Here is a 23,002-nt window from a genome sequence, read left to right as displayed (position 1 = left end):
AGAGCACCTCGGAGGTCATGATGTCGAGCCTACTTGCCGGCCAGCTGCATGCGTGCCGGGAAGGCCTGTGGGTACGCCTTCCAGAGCCCCGTGGTGATCAGTGTGGCCAGAACGGCTTTGATCGCGTCGCCGGGCAGAAAGGCGAACGACGAGACGAGAGCCTGTGACAGCGGCAGGCCGGCGACCATCGAGGTCACCGGGATGCCGAAGAGGTACACCACGAAGATGCCGCCGACGACGGCGCCGAGCAGGGTTCGCCACCAGACGATTCTGCGGCCGGCGTGGGTGATCACGCCGGCGACGAAGGCTCCGGCGATCCATCCGAAGAGATAGCCGGCCGACGGGCCCATGAACGCCGCAGGGCCGCCGCGCCCGCCACTCAGCAGCGGCAGGCCGATCAGTACGAGCAGCAGCAGCACGACCACGGCGAGGGCGCCGCGTCGGCCGCCCAGCACCGTGCCGGCCAGCATCACCCCCAGAGTCTGTGCGGTGATCGGCACGAGCCCCGGCACGGGAATGGGCCCCACCAGGCCGAGCGCGGCGATCAGAGCAGCGAACACCGCGATGCGGGCGATGTCGCGGTTGTCGAAGCCTCGGTGCGTCGTCGCCGGGGTCTTCGTGGATGCGTCGCTGATGGCCGACGTGGTGCGCGTCGGCTGGGTGGGAGAGGTGGACATCGTGTCTGCTCCTTCACTGAGAACGACCCCTGTCGAGTGTCAGGGGCGGTCGTCGAGCCGGTGGCGACCGCTCATCACATTACCTGAACGGCGTTCACCTGAACACTGTTCGGTTGGTACGACGCCGCTACACTCGTTTTGTGGATGTCGACAACGAGGGCACAGGCGCCGAGCAGCGGGAGCGTCGTGGCGCACGTCACAGCCGTGACGACGTCATCGCTGCGGCAGTGCAGCTGCTCGACCACAGCGGGCTGCCCGATCTGACCATGCGACGACTGGCCACCACTCTGGGCGTGCAGCCCAGTGCCCTGTACTGGCACTTCGAGAACAAGCAGAGTCTGCTGGCCGCCGTCAGCGACTGGATCACTCGCGACCGCCCCGAACGCGACCAGCTGCGCACGGCGTTCGTGCAGGCTCGCCCCGGGTGGACGAGCGCCCTGCGCGCCGAGTCTCTCTGGCTGCGCTGCGCACTGCTCGATCACCGAGACGGCGCCGAGATCGTCGCGAGCACCGTCGCGCTGGGACTCGGCCATGGCATCCCTATGCGCCACCTCGAGAAGAGCGTTCGCGACGGCGGCTTCGACGACCAGACGGCCCAGGCCAGCGCCGCGGCTCTGCTGCACTTCGTGCTCGGTTCGACCCAGCACGAACAGCAGCGCGATCAGGCAGGCGAGCTGGGCCTCGATGTACCGGCAGCACCGCGCGTCGACCACCGCATCGGAGACGGCGCGTTCGCCGCAGCCGACCTGGACGCCTTCGGCGCGATGGTGGTCGACAGCGTGCCCGGCGACTTCGCGTTCGGCGTCGACCTGCTCGTCGACGGCCTCGCGGCTCGCCGCAGCGGTGCAGACCAAGAGTCGAGGCGCATCCGATGAGCTCTGTGCTGCAGCCGGGTCTCGCCGTGCTCGCCGTCGTGCTCGGCACGCTGGTCGCATTCGTGCTCTTCGTGCCCTTCGTCATCGTCAGCTACCGTCGTCGCGGCAGCGCTGACGGCTGGTGGGTCGGCGGGTGGCTGATCACCGCGGTGTACCTGGCCGCTCTGGTCTGTTACACGCTGCTGCCGCTGCCGTCGAGCGGGCAGTACGTGTGCCGCGGCGTGCAGCTGAGCCTCGGCCACGACCTGCGCCATCTGCTGGCGAGCGGGCCGTCGGTCGGCGGGCTGATGCGCAGCATGGTCGTCTGGCAGCTCGCGCTCAATGTGGCGCTCTTCGTGCCGCTCGGCGTGCTGCTGCGTGTGCGTCACAGTGCGGGCGTCGTCGTCGCTGCCATCGGCGGGCTCGGCGTCTCGGTGCTCATCGAGCTCACCCAGCTCACGGGGGTTTGGGGGCTCTACCCGTGCGCCTATCGGGTCTTCGACGTCGACGACCTGACCACGAACACGCTGGGTGCGATCATCGGGTCGCTGGCGGCCATCCCCTTCATCAGTCGCGGAGCACAGTCAGACCGCACCGCGCCGACGCCGGTCACCGCACTTCGCCGCCTGACCGGCATGCTCTGCGATGCGACCCTGGTGTTTCTGGCTCCGCAGGGCCTGTCGCTGATGTTCTTCATGGTCGTCGCCGGGCTGTGGCCGGGCAGCGGCCGTGCCGAGACGCTGGCGGCCGACCCGCGTGTGACCTGGCTGATCTGGTGCGTGCCGTTGGCCGTGCAGCTCGTGTTCGTGCTCTGGCGCGGTCGCACGTTCGGCGAGTGGGCGGTGCTGCTGCGCAGCAGGCCGGCGGATGCGCGACCTGCGTGGCTCGCGCGCGGCCTGCGTTTCGTGGCCGGTTCGGGCGGGTTCGGGCTGCTCGCCATGCTCGATGCGGCTTCGGTGTCGGGCACGATCAGCGGAGCGGCCGGTGAGAGCGCAGACGGGTGGCGGGCGTGGCTGCTGCCCGCGGCCTGGGCATTTGCGATCGCGAGCCTGATCGGCGTCTGGACGACGCGCGACCGCCGCGGTCTCGCCGCTGCCGTGGCGGGTCTGCGCATCGAAGACCAGCGTGCGTCGGCCGCCGGCGAGCACGCCTCACGCCAGGCGGGCGACGCATCCGCATCCCGCGAACACACTGAGGAGACACGATGATCATCTTGGCCGGAACCCCCATCGGCAACGCGGGCGACGCCTCGCCTCGACTCATCGAGCTGCTCGAGAACGCCGAGATCGTCGCGGCCGAAGACACCCGGAACACGCTGCATCTCTTCGACGTGCTGGGCATCGAGAACCGCCCGCGCATGATCAGCATGCACGAGTACAACGAACGCGAACGCATCGACGAGCTGCTCGACCTCGCCCGCGACCACGACGTGGTGGTCGTGACCGATGCCGGCATGCCGACGATCAGCGACCCCGGCTTTCAGCTGGGTGCCGCGGCCCGCGAGGCCGGCGTCACCGTGACGTCGGTGCCCGGGCCGACGGCGGTGCTGACGGCGCTCGCAGTCTCAGGCCTGCCCACCGATCGGTTCAGCTTCGAAGGCTTCGTGCCGCGTCGATCGGGCGAGCGCACCAGGCTGTGGCGGGCGCTCGCCGATGAGCAGCGCACCATGATCTTCTACGAGTCGCCGCACCGTGTGGCCGAGGCGCTGGCGAGCATGATCGAGGTCTTCGGCGCCGATCGGGCCGCGAGCGTGAGCCGCGAGCTGACTAAGCGCTTCGAGCACACTGAGCGCGGCTCGCTCGGGCATCTGGCCGAGTGGGCTGCCGAAGGCGTGCGCGGCGAAGTGGTCATCGTGATCGCCGGTGCGCCCGCTCGCATCGAGTCGCCCGACGATCATGTGGATGCCGTGCTCGCGCTGGTCGCCGCAGGGCGTCGGCTGAAAGAGGCGTCGGCCGAGGTCGCCGAACGCACCGGAGTGAGCCGTAAGGCTCTCTACGATCTCGCGCTGCAGCGCCGTGCCGAGCGCTGACGCTGACGAGTTTGCGGGCTTTGGAACTGTGCACAGCCTGAGCTGTGCACAGACTTATCCACAGGCATGCCGACGCCATCGTCGGTGAGCTGAGACCCTCGTAACGTGCTGATCACGAACGACGCCACCCGGCGTCGGCACTGATCATCAGGAGGGTCATCATGGCAGGTTCGAGCATCTCGGTCTCATACGACGAACTGCAGGGCGCGGCAGCGCGGCTGGAGTCGCAGAAGCAGACGATCATCGGCGAGCTCGACCGGGCACGGTCGCAGATCGCCGAGCTGGTCAGCGGAGGCTTCGTCACGCAGCATGCGTCCGGCAAGTTCAACACGGCGACCGAGCAGTTCGTGACCGGGTCGCAGCGTGCGATGGAAGGCCTCGCCGATCTCGGCCAGTATCTGCGGCAGACGGCGTCAGCGCTGCAGCAGGTCGACCAAGAACTCGCCTCGCGCATCGGCTGAGCGGCACCGATGAGCTGCGAGGGGCGGGAGCGAGCATGTCGACGACACTCGAACTGAGTCATGAAGTGCTGCACGACGTCGGCAGCACGCTGAGCACCGCGCAGGCGACGGCTGCGCTCGAGAGCCTGAGCCGAGTGCAGACGGCAGAAGGGCTCGACTACGGCGATGCCGGTGTGCAAGCGGCCATGTCACAGGTGGGCTGTGCTCTCGCAGCCGCGGCTCGGGTGCTCATCGAGGGGTGCGAGCTCGGTGCTGCCGCGGCTCACGCCATCTCGACATCGGTCACTGCAGCCGATCAACAGCTCGGTCTCGCCGCCGATGCGCTGCGCGCCGGAGCGGGGGAGTGATGGCGAGCGTCGAGAGCGTGCTCACCGGCGATCATCCCGGACGAGGCGAGCCCGAGTCGATCCACGGACTCGGAACCCACCTCGCCCGGCAGACCGACGGCGTGCTGCAGGTGCATGCCGCGATCGTCCAGTCACGCTCGGCTTTCGCAGGGCAGCAGGCGGCGGCCTGCGATCGAGCCGAGCAGCTGCTGGCCCGACCGCAGCAGTTGGCGGTATCGCTCAGCGAGACGGCACAGCAGAGTTCCACGCAGCTGCACTGGTACGCCGGTGAGATCTCTGAGCTCGATCTGCAGGCCGAGCGAGTACGCAGCGAGGCGGTAGATCTGCTGCAGCAGATTGCACGGTGCCGCCACGAGCTGATCGCGAGCGGCGGGTTCACCCAGATGGTGACGACCGACTGGCGGGCTCCTTCGGCGGCCGGCGTCGACCGACTGGCGCAGCCCGGCGCAGAGATGGCCGATGCAGAGCTGCAGCGTCGGGAGGGTCGGGCAGCAGAAGCCGAGCGGGTGCTGGGCCGCTGGCGAGCGCTGGAGGGCGAGGTCGATCGTCTGATCGCCGCGTGGCAGCGGCTGCAGAGTCGACGCAGCGAGGTGAACACCGAGATGTGCGCCCGAGCGAACGGGCTGTCGCTGCCAGCGCAGTGCTCCGGCACCGGCTATGACGGTGCGCTGGTCGCCATGCGGGGTCTGCACGGCTGGGCGGCTGACCCGGCCTCGGCACAGGCCTATCTGCAGCAGGTGCAGCACGACCCGGCCGCAGTCGGCGCGTTCTGGGTGCAGCTCGACGAGAGCACGCGTGCCGAGCTGATCACAGGTGCGTCGTGGTTCGTCGGCGGTCTGGCCGGCGTGCCGTTCGTCGACCGGATCGCGGCCAACCGTCGCAGTGCCGAAGACGTGCTGCACGATGCAGAGGAGTCACACAGGCAGTGGGAGCAGCGCTGCCCACAGGGCGAAGCGACCAATGGGGACTGCGCGATGATGCTGCCGCGCTCGCAGGAACAGCTCGACTATCTGCGCGGCATCGTCTCTGGCGAACGACAGTTGGTCGTCTTCGATCCGCGCAACGACAGGCTTGTCGAGGTCATCGGCGACATCAGCCGACCGGCGACTCACGTCATGACCTACCTGCCTGGCACCGGGGCCGATCTGCACGGCTTCTACCGCAACGAGACTCAGCAGGTGGCGAACTACCTCGTTCGAGATCTGAACGAGACGTCGGGCGGCAACGCCGTGGCGTTCGTGTACAAAGACGGTCCGTGGCCCAGCTGGGCAGGGGAGCGTGCCAATACCAATGAGCGCTATCTCTCAGGTCTCGGCAGTCGGGTGGCGGAATTCGAACGGCAGATCGGCGCTCAGCCGAACCTCGCAGAAGCCAGACGGGTGGGCATCGGTCACAGCGCTGGGCACACCATACAGCTGGCCGCCGAGACGCATGGGGCTCATCGCCATACCGTGTTGGGCATCGGCGGGGCCTACGCGCCGCAGTCGTGGACGGCGGCAGACGAGACGTTGTATTTCAGCTACAACTACGAGGGCGATGCGATCAGGGTCATCGACCGAGTCAGCGACGCGAGCGAAAGCCTCTCGCCAAGCGGAGCGAGGCTGCCCTACCAGACGGCCAGTGCCTCGGATTTCTTCGCCCACCGGTTCTTCCCCGAGGTCGAGGGTGACTCAGCGATCGAACAGCACAATCGCATTGCCAAGGGGCCAGACGAGAACGAGAGGGCGCTGGGCGCGATGCGTGACGACATTCTCGGAAGAAGACCACAATGATGCGTGTATCGACGACGCTGAGCAATTTCGGCGGCAAACGGCGCCACGTGACGAGGCAGGTCCTGCCAATAATGCTTCTGACGATGATGCTGACAGCCGGGCTGCTGCTGAGCGCCTGTGTCACCCCGAAGAAGCAGGCCGTTGAGGCGTTTCCCAATCTCGAAGCTGCGAAGACCAGTTTGTTCGATCACCGCAATGAGATTCTTGCGCTGCTTCCGGAGGGCTCGATCGTGGAGCACACAGGGTCGCCGGATCGTAAGCGAACGGTCTTCAAATGCAACGAAGAAGAGACCCTGTTCAGCTGGCCGAGCACGAGTGATACGAAGGTCACGCCAGAGACCGATCTGTGGGCACATGTGCACCAGGTCGAGCAGGAGTGGGGTGCGCGCCCCGAGTGGAAGCTGGAATGGGACGAGACCGCTGGCGGCACCACGAACCTTTACATGAAGCACGAGAATGGCATGTCGCTCAACATGTTCATCCACAATGACACTCATTGGCTGAGTATTGCAGGGTTCACCGCCTGCTTTCCGATCCCGGGCTACAACCGATTCTCGGAGTACTGAGTTCGCTGGCGAAACCCTGCTGGCCCGACGACCTGCTCAGATCAGCGAGCCGTGCACCTGCTCGCCGTCGATGAGCGTGGCCACCACCTGGTAGCTGAAGGTCACGCCCTGGAACGGCGTGTTGAGTCCCTTCGTGTGCTGCGAGGCACCGTCGACGGTCTGCTCCTGCTGCTCGTCGACGAACACCAGCGTTGCTGGGTCTCCGGCGCGCACGGCGCTGTTCGCAACCTCGGGCAGACTGCCGATCGCAGCAGGCCGATCGTGCATGATGTGGGTGATCATGCGCCAGTCGACCACACCGTCGACCGCGGTCACGCTGGCCACCACGGGCAGCGCCGTCTCGAGCCCGGTCATCCCGAACGCCGCCTGTGACCATCCGCACGACTTGCTCGCCACCGTGTGCGGGGCATGGTCGGTGCCGATCGTCTCGATCACGCCGTCGGTCAGCGCCGTGCGCAGCGCGAGCACGTCGTCGGCCGAGCGCAGCGGCGGGTTCACCTTGAACGTCGGAGAAGCCAGTGCCGAGAGCTCGTCGGTCAGCAGCAGATGATGCGGAGTCACCTCGGTCGACACCGGCCAGCCGTTCGCCTTGGCCGCACGAACGACCTCGACCGTGCGTCGCGTCGACACATGGCACACATGCAGGTGTCCGCCGGTCTCAGCGGCGAGCACCGAATCGCGGGCGACGATCGCAGCTTCGCCGCTCACCGGCCACGGAGCGAGTCCGGTGCGCTCGGCGGCGAAGCCTGCGTTCAGCTGCCCAGAGCCGGCGAGAGCATGCGACTGTGCATGCTGCGCGACGGTCAGGCCCAATGCTCCAGTGCGCTGCAGAGCGTCCTGCATGAGGCCGGCGTCGTCGACGCACTTGCCGTCGTCAGAGAACAGGGTGACCCCGGCATCCGCCAGCTCTTCGATGGGTGAGACGCGCTCGCCGGCCAGCCCGATCGTGATCGAGCCCACCGGATGCGCACGCACGCGCGACGTCTGCTCGGCCTGCTCGCGCATCCACTGCACCCGCTCGGGAGTGTCGGTCACCGGGTTGGTGTTCGCCATCGCGAAGACATCCGAGAACCCGCCGGCGGCAGCCGCGGCCAGACCGGTCGCGATCGTCTCTTGATCGCTGCCGCCCGGCTCGCGCAGGTGCACATGCAGGTCGACGAACGCGGGCACCACGACGAGGCCGTGCCCCGCAATGACCCGAGCCGGCTGCGCATGCTGCAGCACGAGCGGGCGCAGGCGGGTGTCGAAGACGCCGGCGATGACCGGCCCGTCGATGAGCAGGTCACGCGGCTGCTCTCCGTACGGGCGCACATCGGTGATCAGCACAGCAGACGTGGTTCGGGGGATGCCTTGGTGTGACTGTGTGGAATCCTGCGTCATCGGGTGGTCTCTTCTCTATCTCGGGGTGCAGCGTCAGCTGCGGGGTGACGAGTTCGTGTCTCGGGCGGTCAGTGCGTGCGCACGAGCGGCATCGAGCAGCAGGCGCACCGCGAAGACGATCACGACGATCAGGGCGGCGACCTGCAGGCACTCGAGTACGACGTAGGCACTGTGCAGCAGGGAGGGGCCGGGATCGCCGCCGGCGACGATGACGTCGCTGCGGGCGTTGAGCAGCGGGCGCACCCAGACCACTTTGAGCAGGAGCACGATTACGGCGGCGACCAGCGACCAGGTGAGCCCTCCGGCACGCGACTCATGGACCGTCGACGAGCGGCGGCCAACCAGCAGCGTGACGACTGTCGCGAGGGCGAGGGCGATCTCGACGATGTTCAGCGCGGTGAACACCAGACGCCCGATGCCCAGACCGAGCGGGATCGTGATACCCGGTGCCTGGAACTTCAGCGGAGCCTCGACGAACGAGATCGCCAAGATCATGCCGAGCCACAGCGTGGGCAGCAATGGCAGCACGGCCACCGCACGCAGGCCCGCGTGGCTGCGCACAGCTTCCACCGAGACGGCGTCGGGCGAGTTGGTCATGCCCCCAGTCTACGAAACAGGGTGTCAAGCATGGCTCGCATGCGCGCACGTAGAATGGAGGTCATGGCCAAGCGCGACTCCTTCTTCATCACCACCCCCATCTTCTACGTGAACGACGTGCCCCACATCGGGCACGGCTACACCGAGGTGGTCTCAGACGTGCTGGCGCGCTGGCACCGGCAGCGTGGCGACGACACCTTTCTGCTGACCGGCACCGACGAGCACGGGCAGAAGATTCTGCGCACCGCCACGGCCAACGAGGTGACCCCGAAACAGTGGGCCGATCGCCTCGTCGAGTCTGCCTGGAAGCCGCTGCTGAAGACACTCGACATCTCGAACGACGACTTCATCCGCACCACAGACCAGCGCCACGAAGACAACGTGAAGGTCTTCCTGCAGCGCCTCTACGACCGCGGATTCATCTACACCGGCGAGTTCGAGGGCTACTACTGCGTGGGCTGCGAAGAGTACAAACAGGAGAGCGACCTGGTCGACGGCGTGGGGCAGTTCGCCGGTCAGAAAGTCTGCGCGATTCACTCGAAGCCGGTCGAACTGCTCAAAGAGAAGAACTACTTCTTCAAGATGAGCGAGTTCACGAAGCCGCTGCTCGACCTCTACGAGCAGCATCCTGACTTCATTCAGCCGGCCAGTGCGCGCAACGAGGTCGTCTCGTTCGTGAAGCAGGGGCTGACCGATCTGTCGATCTCGCGTTCGAGCTTCGACTGGGGCATCAAACTGCCGTGGGACGAATCGCACGTGCTCTACGTGTGGATCGACGCGCTGCTGAACTATGCGACCGCGGTCGGCTATGGGCAGGACGACGAGGCGTTCGAGCGTCGCTGGCCTCCGCAGGTGCACATCGTCGGCAAAGACATCCTGCGTTTCCACGCCGTGATCTGGCCGGCGCTGCTGCTCGCGGCCGGGCTCGACCTGCCGCAGCACGTCTTCGGCCACGGCTGGCTGCTGGTCGGCGGCGAGAAGATGAGCAAGTCGAAGCTCACCGGCATCGCGCCCACACAGATCACCGACGTGTTCGGCGCAGACGCGTTCCGCTACTACTTCCTGCGCGCGATCACCTTCGGCCACGACGGCTCGTTCTCATGGGAGGACATCGCCGCGCGCTACGAGGCCGAGCTCGCCAACGGCTTCGGCAACCTCGCCTCGCGCACGCTCGCGATGATCGCGAAGTACTTCGACGGCACCGTTCCCGAGGCCGGCGAGCTCACCGAGGCAGACCAGGCGATCGTCGACCTGGTTGCCGAGATTCCGACAAAGGCTGACACCGCGATCGCCGAGTTCCGCACCAACGACGCGATCAGCGAGATCTGGCGTCTGGTCGACGCGCTCAACGGCTACATCACCGAGCAGACGCCGTGGGCCGTCGCCAAGCGCGGCGAGACCGAGCGGCTCGGCACGATTCTGCACACCGTCTGGTTCGGCCTGGGCGCGCTCGACGTGCTGCTCTCACCGGTGATCCCCGAGGCCGCGGCGAAGCTCTGGGAGGTGCTCGGCACCGGTGCGATCACCGACGTGACCATCACCGAGGCAGACCAGTGGCAGCGGTACGCAGCACCGACCGTGCACGCGATCGAGGCGCTCTTCCCACGCGTCGACTCGTCCGAGGTGCCCGAGACCCCCGTGCCACAGCACCAGGCGTAGTCGATGGGCCACAAACATCGCGACCACAGCTACCCGCCGGCTCCCGAGCCGCTGCCCGCTCCCGTCTACGACAACCACACGCATATCGAACCGTGGCTCGAGGATACGGTCCTCACGCCCGCCCGTGAGGCTGCGGCCGCTGCGGCGCGCGACGCGAACAGTGACGCGGATGCCATCGCGGGCAACGCCGATCGCACCGACTTTCCGGGCACGGACGTCGAGAACGCGCCCGCCGACTGGGTCGAGCAGCTCGACAGGGCCCAGGCTGTCGGGGTGGCCGGCATCGTGCAGGCGGGCACGACCATGGCATCCTCACAATGGGCGGCCGAGCATGCGGCGCAGGATCGCCGCATGCTCGCAGGCGTCGCGATTCACCCCAACGAAGTGCCGGCCTACGTCGACGCGGGCGTGCTCGACGATGCGCTCGTTACGCTCGATCGTCTCGCGGCCGAAGACCGGGTGCGCGTCGTCGGAGAGACCGGGCTCGACTTCCACTACACCGAGCCAGAGCGCTTCGCCGACCAGATCGGGTCGTTCGAACGTCACATCGAGCTTGCGAAGTCGCACGGGCTGGCGATGCAGATTCACGATCGTGACGCGCATCGCGAGGTCGTCGAGACGCTGCTGCGAGTAGGTGCGCCCGAGCGCACGGTCTTTCACTGCTTCAGCGGTGACGCCGAGCTGGCCGAGATCTGTGCCGAACACGGCTGGTACGCGTCGTTCTCGGGCACGGTGACCTTCAAGAACGCTGAGAACCTGCGCGACGGCCTGCGGCGCATGCCCCGCGATCACATCCTGGTCGAGACCGACGCGCCGTATCTGACGCCTATGCCGTACCGCGGCCGGCCGAATGCGCCGTATCTGCTGCCGAACACGCTGCGGTTCATGGCCGAGACGCTCGAGACGCCGGTCGTCGAGTTCGCCGAGCAGATCGCCGCGACCACGGTGCGCGTCTATGGGGAGTGGTGACGATGACCGTGCAGTTGTTGGGGCCGGCGCAGGTGCGCGCGCTCGCCGAGCGGCACGGGGTGACCCCGACGAAGCGGCTGGGGCAGAACTTCGTGATCGACGCCAACACGATTCGGCGCATCGTGGCCGCGGCCGGCGTGCGTGGCGACGACCGAGTGCTCGAGGTCGGGCCGGGGCTCGGGTCGCTGACGCTGGGGCTTCTTGAAGTCGCCGACGACGTGACGGTCGTCGAACTCGATCCCGGCCTGGCTGCGGCGCTGCCGGGCACGATCGCCGAGCAGGCGCCCGGTCGCAGCGTGCGTGTGATTCAGGGCGACGCCGTCAAAGTCACCGCCGCCGACTGGGCCGAAGCTCGGGGCGGCGCATCCGGTGCGCCGGGCATTGGCGCAGTGGCTCATGCCGCCGATTCTGCAGCGCTCACTGCCGTCGATGACGGGCCCACCGCCGTCGTCGCGAACCTGCCGTACAACGTCGCCGTGCCGATCATGCTGCATCTGCTCGAGACCTTTCCGAGCATCCGCCGCGTGCTGGTGATGGTGCAGTCCGAGGTGGCCGATCGCGTCGCGGCGGCACCAGGCAGCAAGATCTACGGCGTGCCAAGCGTGAAGGCGGCCTGGTACGGCCCGTGGCGGCTCGCCGGATCCGTCGGCAAACACGTGTTCTGGCCCGCGCCGAACGTGACGTCCGGGCTGCTCGCCGGCGACATCCGCCCGGTCGCCGACCGCCCGGGTGACGAAGCGCTGCGGCTGTCGACCTTCCGTGCGGTGGATGCCGCCTTCGCGCAGCGTCGAAAGACCTTGCGTCAGTCTCTGGGCGCCATCGCTGGAGGGCCGAAATCGGCCGAGGCCCTGCTGCGTGAGGCCGGCGTAGAGCCCGGTCTGCGCGCCGAGCAGCTCGGACTCGACGAGTTCGTCGCGATCGGTCGTGCGCTTGCGACGCAGGAACGACACTGACTGCTTCTGGACGACCTTCACAAGGCGTGGACCGCTGACCGTTCTGCAGGCTGTGCTCGGATTCGGCGCGCTGGTGACCGGGTGGCCGGTGCCGTGTTGATCGGTTTCGGAGCTGCGATCGCCTGGCGAACTGCTCAAGCCTGAGCTTTTCCACCCGGCCCTTCGACATTCGCGTCAGTTCTTGCCCTCGCTGAACTTGCGACCCTGGTCGAACATGGCTCCGACCACGACGACTATGCCTGCTGCGACCAACACTATGCCGACTCCGACGGTCGAGTTCGTGGGAGAGGCTGTTACGAGCGAGAGCGCTCCGAGCGGAGCGAGTGCACCGGCGACGGCCGTGCCGACCTCTCGCGCTGCACCCACCCCTGTGGAGCGCGAGTCAGCGGGGAACTGCCTGCTCAGGAAAGCCCCCTGCGACGAGAACATCATCGGAGCCAGAACACCCGTTCCGACGCCGATGGCCAGGTAGACCGTCCATGGTTCGGCGATCTGCAGGAGCCAGAGAAACACAAAGGCGAAGATGGCAGCGAAGGCGCCTCCGAGCATGATCACGCGTTTGCTGCCGATGCGGTCGCACAGGGCGCCGAAAACGGGCACGGTCACGATCGCGACGAGACCGGCGATGGTGATAGCAGTCGAGTTCAGGTTGGCTGAGACGTGCTGGAACTCGGCCAGATACGCCACTGAGAATGTCTTGAAGATGTAGCTCAACGCGTTGTATCCGATGGCGACCACCAGCACGACGAGCAGTCCGCGCCAGTGACGGCGCATGACCTCGACAAAGGTCACTGTGCGTTTCTGATCTTTGATCTCAGCGAACTCTGGTGATTCTGGCATCCGCTCGCGTACCCAGAGACCGATGCCGACCAGCACGATGCTGGCGATGAAGGGAATGCGCCAGCCGCCTGCCATCAGAAAGTCATCTCCGTTGATGGTCATCACCGCGATGGTGCCTGATGAGAGTACGAGCCCCAAGTTCAGGCCAAGGGCAGGCCATGCCCCCTGTCGGCCGCGATGCTCGGGGCGGGCATGCTCGTAGGCGTTCACCGCTGCGCCGGCGTACTCGGCGCCAGCACCCATTCCCTGCACAATACGCACGATCACCAGCAGGGTCGGGGCCCAGTAGCCGGCTGTCTCGAAGCTCGGCAGCACACCGATGATGGCGGTGGAGATGCCCATCAGCAGAAAAGTCATCACCATCGTCTTCTTGCGCCCGATGCGATCGCCGAGGTGCCCGAAGACGATGCCGCCGACGGGGCGGGCGATGAAGCCGATCGCGAAAGTCGCGAATGCTTTCAAGGTTGAAGCCTGGCTGTCGCCGGCGGGAAAGAACACGGTGCCGAAGACGATGGCCGCCATCGTCGCGTACAGATAGAAGTCGTACCATTCGACAGCAGTCCCGACCACGGTTGCGACGGCCACCCGTCGCAGGCGCAGTCGTTCCTGCTCAGGAGTCTCGCCGGTGGAGCTGGGCGCTGGGCCAGATGGCTGGATTGATTTCTCGGTGATGCTCACAGAAGTACCTCATTGTCTTTCGTGTGCGGGTGTGATGGTGGTCGGATTCAGTCAGTGATCGTTTGACGAGGTGAGGCGTCGCGTGTCGAGCCCGTGCTGTTCGGTCGCCTGAGCGACGATGTGCTCGGCGATGGCCATTGACGAGGTGGCCCCGGGAGACGGAGCGTTTCGCACATAGGTGGCGTGTCCGCCGTGCTGGATCACGAAGTCGTCGACCAGCGATCCGTTCTTCCACATCGCCTGCGCACGGATGCCGCGAGTGGCTCGGTGACCCTTCGCGCCTGCCAGAGAGGGTACGAAGCGAGAGGCATCAGCGACGAACTGCTGAGCTGAGAGGACCCCTCCGAGCTGCTGGGCGGCAGTGGGCAGATTCTGCAGAGCGAACTTCCAGAATCCGGGGTTGGCGGCGGTCTTGAGAGTGTCGCCGACGTCGAGACCGAGGCCATGGTAGCCCTCGCGGGAGAACGACAGAAAGGCGTTGGGGCCGACCATCAGACCCCCGTCGATGCGACGAGTGATGTGCACGCCTAAGAAGGGGTATGCAGGATCGGGGACGGGATAGACCAGGCCGCGCACGGCATCCTCATGGGCGCGGTCGATGATGACGTACTGACCGAAGAATGGCACGATCGCGGGATATGCGGGCTGGTTCGAGGCACGTGCGATGCGGTCTGACTGCAGCCCGGCGCACACGACGGCGAAGTCGAAGCGCTGCGCGGTGCCATCGTCGAAGCGCACGTCGACGCCGTCTGAGCGGTCTTCGAGGCGCTGCACGCCACTGGACAGACGCACATCACCGCCTGCGGCCACGACATCGGCAGCCAGAGCCCTGGTGACGGCGGGGTAGTCGATGATCGCGGTATGCGGTGAGTGCAGCGCGCGGATACCGACGGCTCCCGGCTCGACATCGGCAAGCTCGGCGCGGTCGATCAAGCGCACGTCGGGAACGCCGTTGGCCACTGACTTGGCGAAGATTCCTTCCAGCCGTTCCTCTTCCACCGAGTTCTGAGCGACGACGACCTTGCCACACTCGTCGTAGGGCAGGCTGCGCTCGGTGCAGAACGCACTGAGCAGATCCACTCCGCGACGGCACAAAGTCGCCTTCAGGCTGCCAGGCTCGTAGTACAGGCCTTGATGCACGACGCCGGAGTTGTGCCCGGTCTGATGAGCGCTGAGAGAGGCCTCTTTCTCGAACAGGGTGATGTGAGCGTCGGGATGTTTGCGGGTGAGCTCGCGGGCGACCGCTGCGCCGATGATGCCGCCGCCGATCACGGCGTATCGGCGACTGACTGGTGAGTATGTGGTCATATTATGTGCTCCTGTGCTGCTGGTCGGAAAGGGAACTCTGCTCTGATGGCGTCTGCACGTCTCGGGCACGGCCACATGTGGTCGTGCCGTCCGGCTGTGGGAGAATGTCCAGCGTGAAGAGAATTGATCGCTCGGGCACCCTCACCGATCAGACGGTGCGACGGCTGCATCGGGCGATCCTCGCAGGTGAGCTCGAACCAGGGGTCTGTTACTCGGCGACGGCCCTTGGTGAGCAGCTCGGAGTCTCGCGCACTCCGGTGCGTGAGGCGGCGCTGCAGCTTGAGCGTATGGGGCTGGTCACCATCGAGCGCAATCGTGGCGTGCGCATTCTGCCGGCCACGCTTGAGCACCTCCTGCAGGGCTTCGAGCTGCGCCTGATGCTTGAGCTTCCCCTTGTCGAACGGGCGGTACAAGAGGCCACTGATGCTGAGCGGCTGGCCGTCGATCAGGTCTACGAGAGATTTGGCGAAGCGGCTGCACATGGCGACGACCGGGCGACGCTGCACGCTGACCGTGACTTCCACACTGCGCTGCTGAGAGGTGCGCACAATGACCGCGCTCTGACTGCTCTCGAAGACCTGCGAACGATGGTACTGGTGAGCGGAGTCGGCACAGTTCCCACCTCGAGATCCGCCGAAGAGTGCTTCGCCGATCACGCCGAGGTCTACGGGGCGTGGCAGCGGCGTGATGCCGCCGAGACGCGAACGGCTCTGGGGGCACATATCGTCAACACCGCGAGCCTCCTGATCCGACAGGAGAGCAGAAGGCGACCTGAATTCGTCGAGAACAGCGATGGGCGAGAGATCGACGCTGCTGAGCGGCTCGGCTGGCTTGTCATCTGAAGCGGGCACAGAAACCTCTCTTGCTGAGCGCTGCACGTCGAGTCTCTTGACGTGACGATCCCGACGTTGGAACCGTGATAGCGAGAATAGTCGTTGTTGCATGCAACATGCAAAGTACCGGCTATGAGGCTGTCAAGCGTCTTGCGCTCGTATTGCGAAACATTGTCAGTACATGTACGATAAAATGCGATAAAGGATGAAGCCAACAGAACCTTGGCATCATCTGATGATTTGGGTGTCTGGTCGACAGCGACCAGGCCTGCGCATACCACGAGGATGCTGCCCGAACGCCAGCAAAGCTGCGGAATCTCACAGAAAGATGAGGCGTCATGCACGCGACCACCCCTACCGCACAGGCCAACGTGGCTGCCGGTCAGACGAACCACAAGAAGGGGCTGACTCCGCGCTCACTCATCAACGTGGGCATCTACACCGCGCTCTACTTCGTGGTCGTCTTCGCCAGCGGCATGCTCGGCATGCTCAGCCCGGCGTTCAGCGTGGTCGGCTACATCGTCGGCATCCTGATCAACGGCACTGTGATCATGCTCTACATGGTCAAGACGCCAGCATTCGGCGCGATGACTCTGCTCTCCGCGATCCTGTCGCTGCTCTTCGTCTCTACGGGGCACTTCTGGGGCACCATCCCGATCGCCATCGTGTGCGGGCTCATCGCCGACTTCGTCATCGCCTCAGGCCAGTACCGCTCCAAGTGGCGCAACATCCTCGCGTTCGGCGTCTTCCAGCTGTGGATGATCGGGCCGTTCCTGCCGATGTTCTATGACCGCACCGGGTACAGCGACTACGTCGCCTCGTCAATGGGTCAGGAATACGCCGAAGCGTGGATGTCGCTGTTTACCCCGCTGAACCTCGTGCTCATCCTGGCGCTGCTCTTCGTCGTTGCGTTGGTCGCCGCCTGGATCGGCACGCGCATCCTCGAGCGTAACTTCGCCAAAGCCGGCATCTTGTGACGCAGCAGGCTCTGCCCGCTGCGCAGGCGTCTGCCACAGTCGGCTCTGAGACGATGAAACATCGTGACGCAGTTCTGATGGATCCGCGAACGAAGCTGCTGGCGCTCTTCGTTCTGAACACCATCGCCTACGGCACATCGTCACTGCTGGCGCAGCTGCTCGCCGCAGCCGTGGTCGCGCTGCTGCTGGCGTCGCTCAGCAGCCGCAGGCCGCTCATCATCTACGTGATCGCCTACCTCGTGAGTGCCGCTCTCTACTTGGGGCTGCCACTTGTCGCCACCGGATGGCTCACTGCGGCCATCGTCGCCATCGGGTTCTGGGCCGCTCGGTTCTCGATCACGCTCGGCTACTTCGCCTACTTTCTCATCTCGACCGGGCCGAGCGAGCTGAACGCCGGGCTCGCCGCTCTGCGGCTGCCGCGCATGATCAGCGTGCCGCTGGCCGTGGTGCTTCGCTTCGTGCCGACGGTCATCGACGAGCTGCGCGCGATCATGGATGCCATGCGGCTGCGAGGCATCGCCTCAAGTCCAATTGCGCTCGCGCTGCATCCGATGCGCACCACGCAGCACGTGCTGCTGCCGCTGCTCGCCTCGACCTCGCGCATCGCCGACGAGCTCAGCGCCTCGGCCCTGATCAGAGGCCTCGGTCGCCCCGAACGGCCAACCTCGATCGTGCGTCTGCGATTCGGCATCGTCGACGTGATCATGCTGCTGGTGCTCATCGTGCTGTGCGTCGCATCGGTGCTGAGATTGGGGCTGTCATGGTGAACGACCGCGGTGAGACCAAAACGAGCATCCGTGTCGCCGACGTCAGATTCAGCTACACGCAGGGCCGAACCGGGGCGTCGCCCTACGGTCCGGTTGTCGACGAGCAGCCGCAACAGCCGGCTGCCCTGGTGCTTGACGATCTGTCGTTCGAGGTGCCGGTCGGCACGCTCACCGTGCTCTGCGGGGCCAGCGGATCAGGCAAGTCCTCGGCTCTGCGTCTGCTCAACGGCCTCGTCCCGAACTTCCACGAGGGCAGGCTCGACGGCACCGTGCAGGTCGCCGGCGTCGACGTTCCGAGCGTCGATCTCTCTGAGGCCGGCCGCACCACCGCGACCGTGTTCCAGAACCCGCGCACACAGTTCTTCACTGCTGATGTGCGCAGCGAGCTCGCTTTCCGAGACGAGAACTACGGGCTTGACCCGGCAGAGATCCAACGTCGCAGCGTGGCCGCGGCCTGCGAAGTGGGCATCGAGAATCTGCTCGACCGTGGGCTGCGCCAGCTCTCTGGCGGAGAACTGCAGAAAGTGGCCTGTGCACAGGCCATCGCAGCCGGAACGAGCGTGCTGCTCTTCGACGAGCCCACCTCGAACCTTTCACCAGCCGCCATCGCCGAATTCTCCCAGCTGCTGGGCCGCCTCAAAGCTCAGGGCCACGCGATCGTGGTCGCCGAACATCGTCTCTACTTTCTGCGCGACCTCGCCGACCAAGTGCTGCAGCTCGACCACGGTCGGGTGCATGATCGCTGGTCTGGTGACGAGTTTCGTGCACTGAGCGAGAGCTCCGCGGCTGCGCTCGGGCTGCGCACGCTGCGTGCGCCGGCTGCGCTTGCGGCCCTGCTGGTCGCCGAGCATGCGGATGCCGTGGTCGCCGACCATGCCGGCTCAGGTCCGTCACGGCCTGCTGCCGAAAACCACGCCGGTGACCCCGAACGTGGACTCGTGCTCGATGCGGTGCGGTTCCGCTACGGTCGGCACGACGTGCTCGACATTCCGCACCTCGAGTTTCCCCGCGGGCAGGTCAGCGTGATCGTCGGGGCGAACGGCGTCGGCAAGTCGACGCTGGCCCGCGTGATCTGCGGGCTTGCCGCCGAAGACCGGGGCAGCGGCATTCGTCTCGACGGCAGACGCGTCTCGCCCAAGATGCGCATGGCTCGTAGCGGCATGGTCATGCAGGATGTGCACCGACAGCTCTTCTGCGACAGCGTGGCCGACGAGGTGCGGCTCGGGCTCGATTCGCAGGCGCGTGACGAGGTCGACATCGATGCGCTGCTGCAACGCTTCGACCTGGCCGAGCTCGCAGACCGGCATCCGCTGTCGCTCTCGGGCGGGCAGAAGCAGCGCGTCGTCATCGCAGCGGCGCTGGCGAAGCAGCCGCAGGTCTGTGTGTTCGACGAACCGACCAGCGGCGTCGACCGCCGGCACCTGCGAGCCATCGCCGAGTGCCTGCGCGAACTGGCCGAGGCCGGCACGGTCGTGATCGTGATCACCCACGACCCCGAACTCATCGATGCGTGTGCCGATCGCCTCGTCGCCATCGGCCGTCTGAGCGATGAGCACCCATGCGGCCAGAGCATCCACATCACAGAACTCTCGAGAAACAGGTCAGACCATGCAGACTGAACAGAGCGAACGGTCGACGCAGCCAGGGGCGTCGACCGCTGACCGCGCGGCGAACGCCGTGGGGCAGGCCGCACCCGACCTCGCCGACCCCAGGCAGAAGGACAAAGCCGGCCGAGCGGCGCTGAAAGACATGATGAAGCCGGTCGCAGGGCATCTGATGCTCGCCCGCGCGCTGTCGGCGCTCTCGGCGGTGCTCGCGATCTTTCCCTATGTCTCGCTGGTGTGGCTGGGCGGACTGCTTCTCGACGCATGGACGCAGGGGCGTGCTCCGGACGCACAGGCGGTCGGCCTTGCGGTCAACGTGCTGATCGGCACCTTCATCGGTCGCCTGGTGCTCTACTTCGTCGCACTCACGGTGACGCACTTCGCCGATATGCGGCTCGGCGGTCTGCTGCGTGGTCGCATCATCGACACCTTGGGCCGCGCGCCGCTGGCATGGTTCACCTCGGCCACGTCGGGGCGCATCCGCAAGGCCGTGCAGGACGACACGCACACGCTGCACGCCCTCATCGCCCACGCCCCGGTCGAGACGACGTCTGCGATCGTGATGCCCATCGCGATGTTCGTCTACGCGCTCATCGTCGACTGGAGGCTCGGCCTGCTGACCATTGCGATCTTTCCGCTCTATCTGGCCCTGCAGCTGCTCGGCTATCGAGGCATGGGCACGAAGACCGCCGAAATGGACACGAAGCTGGCCAAGGTCTCGGCGACTATGGTCGAGTTCGTCAGCGGCATCACGGTGGTGAAGGCCTTCGGTCGAGTCGGTCGCGCGCACAGAAACTACGCTGAGGCGGCAGACGAGTTCAGCAAGTTCTACCTCGACTGGGTGCGCCCGATGCTCAAGACGTCTGCGCTGTCGATGGCGGTCGTCTCGCCGGCTGTGCTGCTGCTCGTCAACCTCGGCTGTGGTGCGGCGATGGTCGCCGCCGGCTGGGTGACCCCGGTTCAAGTGCTCACCACCACACTGATCGCTCTGGTGCTGCCCGCTTCGATCACCACGATCGGAACCAGCCAGTGGTCGTACCAGCTTGCCGGGGCGGCCGCGCTGCGCATCGAAGAGGTGCTGCACGTCGACGCTCTCGTCGAGAGCACGACCCCGCAGCATCCGCAGGGGCACGCCGTGCGCTTCGAACACGTGAGCTACGGATACGGTGACCTGCTGGCCGTCGACGACGTCACGCTCGACCTTGCCGAGGGCAGCACCACCGCGCTCATCGGGCCCAGCGGATCGGGCAAGTCGACGCTTGCCACGCTGGTCGCCCGGTTCGACGACCCGCTGTCGGGCACGGTGACGATCGGCGGTGCCGACGTGCGCCACATCCCGCGCACCGAGCTCTATCGCACCGTCGCGTTCGTGCTCCAAGACCCGCAGCTGCTGCGCATGAGCGTGCGCGACAACATCGCACTGGCGCGGCCGGATGCCTCGCTCGAGCGGGTGCGCACGGCTGCACGCGATGCGCAGATCGATGACTTCGTCATGACGCTGCCGAACGGCTACGACACGGTGATCGGCGATGACACCGTATTGTCGGGCGGTCAGCAGCAGCGCATTGCGATCGCACGGGCGCTGATCACCGACGCACCTGTCCTGCTGCTCGACGAGGCCACTGCGTTCACCGACCCGGAGTCGGAGGCTGAAATTCAGAAGGCGCTGAACCGACTGGTTCGCGGGCGCACCGTGCTGGTGATCGCGCATCGGCCGGCCTCGGTCGCCGGGGCCGATCGCATCGTGGTGCTCGACCGCGGCAGGGTGCTCGCACAGGGCACCCACGAAGAGCTCGTCGACGAGCCGCACTATGCGGCGCTGCGACGAGCGACCGGCGAGCATATGGCTGAGCTGGGGCGCACCGCGACAGCTGGATCAGTCGCTCAGGAACAGGAGGGCCGGGCATGAACACCTTGCGGCAGAACACCGGCGTCAGCAGCGCCTCCGAAGCAGGCGCGATTCCCGAAGACGAGATCGTGCACGCACCTGAGATGATCGCGCGCTTCGCGAGGCTGGTGTCGAAGCCCGCCCGCGGCCAGCTGACGCTCACACTCGTGCTCGCCATTGTCTCCGGCGTGCTGCGGGGCATCGCACTCGTCGTTCTGCTGCCCGCCGCGGTCGCACTCGCGATGGGGGAGACGATCTGGGGGCTGCCCTTCTCGGGGTGGCTGTGGACTTTTGCGGTGCTGGCAGTGCTCGGCATGATCGCCGAGTACTGGCTGGCGATCACGAACTATACGGTCGCTCTCGACTTGGTCAAGAACGTGCACCGTCGCATCGGCGACCGGCTGACGCGGCTGCCGCTCGGGTGGTTCCGCGATTCGGCTGCCGGACGCATGTCTCGGCTCGTCTCGCACGAGGTGCTGATGCTCGGCGAGTCGCTTGCGCACCTGCTCGCATCGATGGCGTCGAACGCAGCGACAGCCGCAGTGATGGTCATCGGCAGCTGGATCTGGGACTGGCGCCTCGGTCTCGTGCTGACGATTGCGGTGCCTTTCTACCTGGGGGCGCTCTGGCTCGGTCGCAAAGCGATCACCCGCGGCAAGCGCATCAGCGAACCGGCCGAAGAGGATCTCGGCGACCGCATCGTCGAATACGCGCGCTGCCAGGGGGCGCTGCGGTCGACCGGTCGCTCGGGCGACTTCGAGCCGCTGCGTGCGGCGAATGAGCGTTCCGTCGTCGCCGGCCGCACTGATCTCTGGTGGGGAACCCTCGCGCTCATGCTGCATGGTCTGGTGGGGCAGTTCATCGTGGTCGCGATGATCACCATCGCTGTGCGGTTGGCGCTCGGCGAGGCGATGGGGCCGATAGAGACCATTGCGTTCATCGGTCTGTCGCTGCGGTTCATGCAGACGCTCGAAGACCTTGGAGGCATGGTGGTCGCCAACGAAGAGCGCAAGGTCATGGTCGAGAACGTGAATGAGATTCTGACCACGCCGGGGCTTCCTGCACCGGCGACGTCTGCCGAGTCGACGGCTCCCGGGCGCATTGAGGTCGATCACGTCGACTTCGGCTACGACGCCGAGCATCAGGTGCTGCACGATGTGAGTTTCGAGGTGCCGACAGGATCGATGTGCGCGCTGGTCGGGCCGTCGGGGTGCGGCAAGACGACCGTCGCGAAGCTCGTCGCGCGCTTCTACGACGTCGACCGCGGAGTCGTCCGTGTGGGAGGCGCAGACGTGCGCGACCAGACGACGGCCGATCTGATGGTTCAGCTCTCGATGGTGTTCCAAGACGTCTATCTCTTCGACGACACGCTGGAGGCGAACATCCGCGTGGGCGACGAATCGGCGACGGATGCCGAAGTCCAGGCCGCCGGCGATCTCGCGGGCGTGACCGAGATCGTCCGCCGCCTGCCAGACGGCTGGCAGACGCGAGTCGGTGAGGGCGGGCATGCGCTTTCAGGCGGTGAACGTCAGCGCGTGTCGATCGCACGTGCACTGCTCAAGCACGCTCCGATCGTGCTGCTCGACGAGGCGACCAGCGCGCTCGATCCCGAGAACGAGGCCCATGTGATGGCGTCGATGCAGCACCTGCGCAAAGAGGCCACGCTGCTGGTCATCGCGCACAAACTCGACACGATTCGGTCTGCCGATCAGATCGTGGTGCTTGGCCACAACGGGCACGTCGAACAGCGCGGCACCCACGATGAGCTGATCGCACAGCCCGGTCAGTACCGTTCGTTCTGCGAGGCGCGGGCTGCGGCCTCCGGCTGGCGGCTGGTCTGACT

The 23,002-nt window shown here is 66.3% G+C and carries 21 protein-coding genes; 16 read left to right on the top strand and 5 right to left on the bottom strand.

From position 1 onward, the window contains the following. Nucleotides 1-29: 29 nt before the first annotated feature. Complete coding sequence (locus tag F8O07_RS00195; protein ID WP_158030182.1) at nt 30-677, bottom strand: biotin transporter BioY; 648 nt, start codon at nt 675-677, stop codon at nt 30-32. Nucleotides 678-817: 140 nt separating this feature from the next. Between F8O07_RS00195 and F8O07_RS00190 the strand changes: the two genes are divergently transcribed. From F8O07_RS00190 to F8O07_RS00160, 7 genes are all read left to right on the top strand, one after another. Next, nucleotides 818-1,552 carry a TetR family transcriptional regulator gene (locus F8O07_RS00190; protein WP_225733107.1) on the top strand — a complete coding sequence of 245 codons (735 nt, stop codon included), beginning with the start codon at nt 818-820 and terminating at the stop codon, nt 1,550-1,552. Beyond that, the gene (locus F8O07_RS00185) at nt 1,549-2,739 is read left to right on the top strand and encodes a VanZ family protein (RefSeq protein ID WP_158030181.1); all 1,191 of its coding nucleotides are present in this window, start codon (nt 1,549-1,551) and stop codon (nt 2,737-2,739) included. Before F8O07_RS00190 ends, F8O07_RS00185 begins: the two co-directional genes overlap by 4 nt. Beyond that, entirely contained in the window at nt 2,736-3,560 is an 825-nt protein-coding gene (rsmI, locus tag F8O07_RS00180; protein ID WP_158030180.1) for a 16S rRNA (cytidine(1402)-2'-O)-methyltransferase, read from the top strand. Before F8O07_RS00185 ends, rsmI begins: the two co-directional genes overlap by 4 nt. A 161-nt stretch (nt 3,561-3,721) precedes the next feature. Next, nucleotides 3,722-4,021, top strand: a complete 300-nt coding sequence (locus F8O07_RS00175) for a WXG100 family type VII secretion target (RefSeq protein WP_158030179.1) — start codon at nt 3,722-3,724, stop codon at nt 4,019-4,021. A gap of 35 nt (nt 4,022-4,056) precedes the next feature. After that, nucleotides 4,057-4,368: a hypothetical protein gene (locus F8O07_RS00170; protein ID WP_158030178.1), complete on the top strand. Its 312-nt coding sequence runs from the start codon at nt 4,057-4,059 to the stop codon at nt 4,366-4,368. Then, nucleotides 4,368-6,140: a hypothetical protein gene (locus F8O07_RS00165; RefSeq protein WP_158030177.1), complete on the top strand. Its 1,773-nt coding sequence runs from the start codon at nt 4,368-4,370 to the stop codon at nt 6,138-6,140. The genes F8O07_RS00170 and F8O07_RS00165 overlap by 1 nt, the downstream gene beginning before the upstream one ends. Nucleotides 6,141-6,223: 83 nt before the next feature. Next, nucleotides 6,224-6,706 (top strand): hypothetical protein, encoded by a 483-nt coding sequence (locus tag F8O07_RS00160; RefSeq protein ID WP_158030176.1) that lies wholly within the window; start codon nt 6,224-6,226, stop codon nt 6,704-6,706. A gap of 36 nt (nt 6,707-6,742) precedes the next feature. Here the strand turns inward: F8O07_RS00160 and F8O07_RS00155 are convergent, their stop codons facing one another. Further along, the gene (locus F8O07_RS00155; protein ID WP_158030175.1) at nt 6,743-8,086 is read right to left on the bottom strand and encodes a dihydroorotase; all 1,344 of its coding nucleotides are present in this window, start codon (nt 8,084-8,086) and stop codon (nt 6,743-6,745) included. Between the two features lie 33 nt (nt 8,087-8,119). Beyond that, the gene (locus F8O07_RS00150; protein WP_225733106.1) at nt 8,120-8,683 is read right to left on the bottom strand and encodes a hypothetical protein; all 564 of its coding nucleotides are present in this window, start codon (nt 8,681-8,683) and stop codon (nt 8,120-8,122) included. A 63-nt stretch (nt 8,684-8,746) separates the two neighbouring features. On the opposite strand from F8O07_RS00150, the gene metG reads away from it, so the two are divergent. Genes metG through rsmA form a run of 3 tightly spaced genes read left to right on the top strand, consistent with a single transcriptional unit; the run spans nt 8,747 to nt 12,264 of the window. Further along, on the top strand, nt 8,747-10,342 hold the full coding sequence (gene metG, locus F8O07_RS00145; RefSeq protein ID WP_158030174.1) for a methionine--tRNA ligase: 1,596 nt from the start codon (nt 8,747-8,749) through the stop codon (nt 10,340-10,342). Nucleotides 10,343-10,345: 3 nt separating this feature from the next. Then, nucleotides 10,346-11,311 carry a TatD family hydrolase gene (locus F8O07_RS00140; RefSeq protein ID WP_158030173.1) on the top strand — a complete coding sequence of 322 codons (966 nt, stop codon included), beginning with the start codon at nt 10,346-10,348 and terminating at the stop codon, nt 11,309-11,311. Nucleotides 11,312-11,313: 2 nt separating this feature from the next. Next, nucleotides 11,314-12,264, top strand: coding sequence for a 16S rRNA (adenine(1518)-N(6)/adenine(1519)-N(6))-dimethyltransferase RsmA (gene rsmA, locus F8O07_RS00135; protein ID WP_158030172.1), 951 nt, complete (start codon nt 11,314-11,316; stop codon nt 12,262-12,264). 174 nt (nt 12,265-12,438) lie between these two features. Here the strand turns inward: rsmA and F8O07_RS00130 are convergent, their stop codons facing one another. Further along, on the bottom strand, nt 12,439-13,782 hold the full coding sequence (locus tag F8O07_RS00130) for an MFS transporter (RefSeq protein ID WP_225732959.1): 1,344 nt from the start codon (nt 13,780-13,782) through the stop codon (nt 12,439-12,441). Nucleotides 13,783-13,833: 51 nt separating this feature from the next. Continuing rightward, complete coding sequence (lhgO, locus tag F8O07_RS00125; RefSeq protein WP_158030171.1) at nt 13,834-15,090, bottom strand: L-2-hydroxyglutarate oxidase; 1,257 nt, start codon at nt 15,088-15,090, stop codon at nt 13,834-13,836. A gap of 113 nt (nt 15,091-15,203) precedes the next feature. Between lhgO and F8O07_RS00120 the strand changes: the two genes are divergently transcribed. From F8O07_RS00120 to F8O07_RS00095, 6 genes are all read left to right on the top strand, one after another. Further along, on the top strand, nt 15,204-15,932 hold the full coding sequence (locus F8O07_RS00120; protein ID WP_192496556.1) for a GntR family transcriptional regulator: 729 nt from the start codon (nt 15,204-15,206) through the stop codon (nt 15,930-15,932). Between the two features lie 329 nt (nt 15,933-16,261). Then, nucleotides 16,262-16,900, top strand: coding sequence for an MptD family putative ECF transporter S component (locus F8O07_RS00115; protein ID WP_158030169.1), 639 nt, complete (start codon nt 16,262-16,264; stop codon nt 16,898-16,900). Nucleotides 16,901-16,977: 77 nt separating this feature from the next. Then, nucleotides 16,978-17,667, top strand: a complete 690-nt coding sequence (locus F8O07_RS00110) for an energy-coupling factor transporter transmembrane component T (RefSeq protein WP_192496555.1) — start codon at nt 16,978-16,980, stop codon at nt 17,665-17,667. Continuing rightward, nucleotides 17,661-19,286: an ABC transporter ATP-binding protein gene (locus F8O07_RS00105; protein WP_158030167.1), complete on the top strand. Its 1,626-nt coding sequence runs from the start codon at nt 17,661-17,663 to the stop codon at nt 19,284-19,286. Before F8O07_RS00110 ends, F8O07_RS00105 begins: the two co-directional genes overlap by 7 nt. Beyond that, nucleotides 19,276-21,180 (top strand): ABC transporter ATP-binding protein, encoded by a 1,905-nt coding sequence (locus tag F8O07_RS00100; RefSeq protein WP_158030166.1) that lies wholly within the window; start codon nt 19,276-19,278, stop codon nt 21,178-21,180. The genes F8O07_RS00105 and F8O07_RS00100 overlap by 11 nt, the downstream gene beginning before the upstream one ends. Next, nucleotides 21,177-23,000: an ABC transporter ATP-binding protein gene (locus F8O07_RS00095; RefSeq protein ID WP_225733105.1), complete on the top strand. Its 1,824-nt coding sequence runs from the start codon at nt 21,177-21,179 to the stop codon at nt 22,998-23,000. The genes F8O07_RS00100 and F8O07_RS00095 overlap by 4 nt, the downstream gene beginning before the upstream one ends. Nucleotides 23,001-23,002 lie beyond the last annotated feature (2 nt).

Source organism: Pseudoclavibacter sp. CFCC 13796 (assembly GCF_008831185.1).
Taxonomy (GTDB): Bacteria; Actinomycetota; Actinomycetes; order Actinomycetales; family Microbacteriaceae; genus Pseudoclavibacter_A.
This window is presented reverse-complemented; position numbering and strand designations above follow the sequence as displayed.

Excerpts from the sequence above, each read along its gene's own strand:
- F8O07_RS00195 (WP_158030182.1), bottom strand. The coding sequence starts at position 677 with ATGTCCACCTCTCCCACCCAGCCGACGCGCACCACGTCGGCCATCAGC.
- F8O07_RS00185 (WP_158030181.1), top strand. The coding sequence starts at position 1,549 with ATGAGCTCTGTGCTGCAGCCGGGTCTCGCCGTGCTCGCCGTCGTGCTC.
- rsmI (WP_158030180.1), top strand. The coding sequence starts at position 2,736 with ATGATCATCTTGGCCGGAACCCCCATCGGCAACGCGGGCGACGCCTCG.
- F8O07_RS00175 (WP_158030179.1), top strand. The coding sequence starts at position 3,722 with ATGGCAGGTTCGAGCATCTCGGTCTCATACGACGAACTGCAGGGCGCG.
- F8O07_RS00170 (WP_158030178.1), top strand. The coding sequence starts at position 4,057 with ATGTCGACGACACTCGAACTGAGTCATGAAGTGCTGCACGACGTCGGC.
- F8O07_RS00165 (WP_158030177.1), top strand. The coding sequence starts at position 4,368 with ATGGCGAGCGTCGAGAGCGTGCTCACCGGCGATCATCCCGGACGAGGC.
- F8O07_RS00160 (WP_158030176.1), top strand. The coding sequence starts at position 6,224 with ATGATGCTGACAGCCGGGCTGCTGCTGAGCGCCTGTGTCACCCCGAAG.
- F8O07_RS00155 (WP_158030175.1), bottom strand. The coding sequence starts at position 8,086 with ATGACGCAGGATTCCACACAGTCACACCAAGGCATCCCCCGAACCACG.
- F8O07_RS00150 (WP_225733106.1), bottom strand. The coding sequence starts at position 8,683 with ATGACCAACTCGCCCGACGCCGTCTCGGTGGAAGCTGTGCGCAGCCAC.
- metG (WP_158030174.1), top strand. The coding sequence starts at position 8,747 with ATGGCCAAGCGCGACTCCTTCTTCATCACCACCCCCATCTTCTACGTG.
- F8O07_RS00140 (WP_158030173.1), top strand. The coding sequence starts at position 10,346 with ATGGGCCACAAACATCGCGACCACAGCTACCCGCCGGCTCCCGAGCCG.
- rsmA (WP_158030172.1), top strand. The coding sequence starts at position 11,314 with ATGACCGTGCAGTTGTTGGGGCCGGCGCAGGTGCGCGCGCTCGCCGAG.
- lhgO (WP_158030171.1), bottom strand. The coding sequence starts at position 15,090 with ATGACCACATACTCACCAGTCAGTCGCCGATACGCCGTGATCGGCGGC.
- F8O07_RS00115 (WP_158030169.1), top strand. The coding sequence starts at position 16,262 with ATGCACGCGACCACCCCTACCGCACAGGCCAACGTGGCTGCCGGTCAG.
- F8O07_RS00110 (WP_192496555.1), top strand. The coding sequence starts at position 16,978 with ATGGATCCGCGAACGAAGCTGCTGGCGCTCTTCGTTCTGAACACCATC.
- F8O07_RS00105 (WP_158030167.1), top strand. The coding sequence starts at position 17,661 with ATGGTGAACGACCGCGGTGAGACCAAAACGAGCATCCGTGTCGCCGAC.
- F8O07_RS00100 (WP_158030166.1), top strand. The coding sequence starts at position 19,276 with ATGCAGACTGAACAGAGCGAACGGTCGACGCAGCCAGGGGCGTCGACC.
- F8O07_RS00095 (WP_225733105.1), top strand. The coding sequence starts at position 21,177 with ATGAACACCTTGCGGCAGAACACCGGCGTCAGCAGCGCCTCCGAAGCA.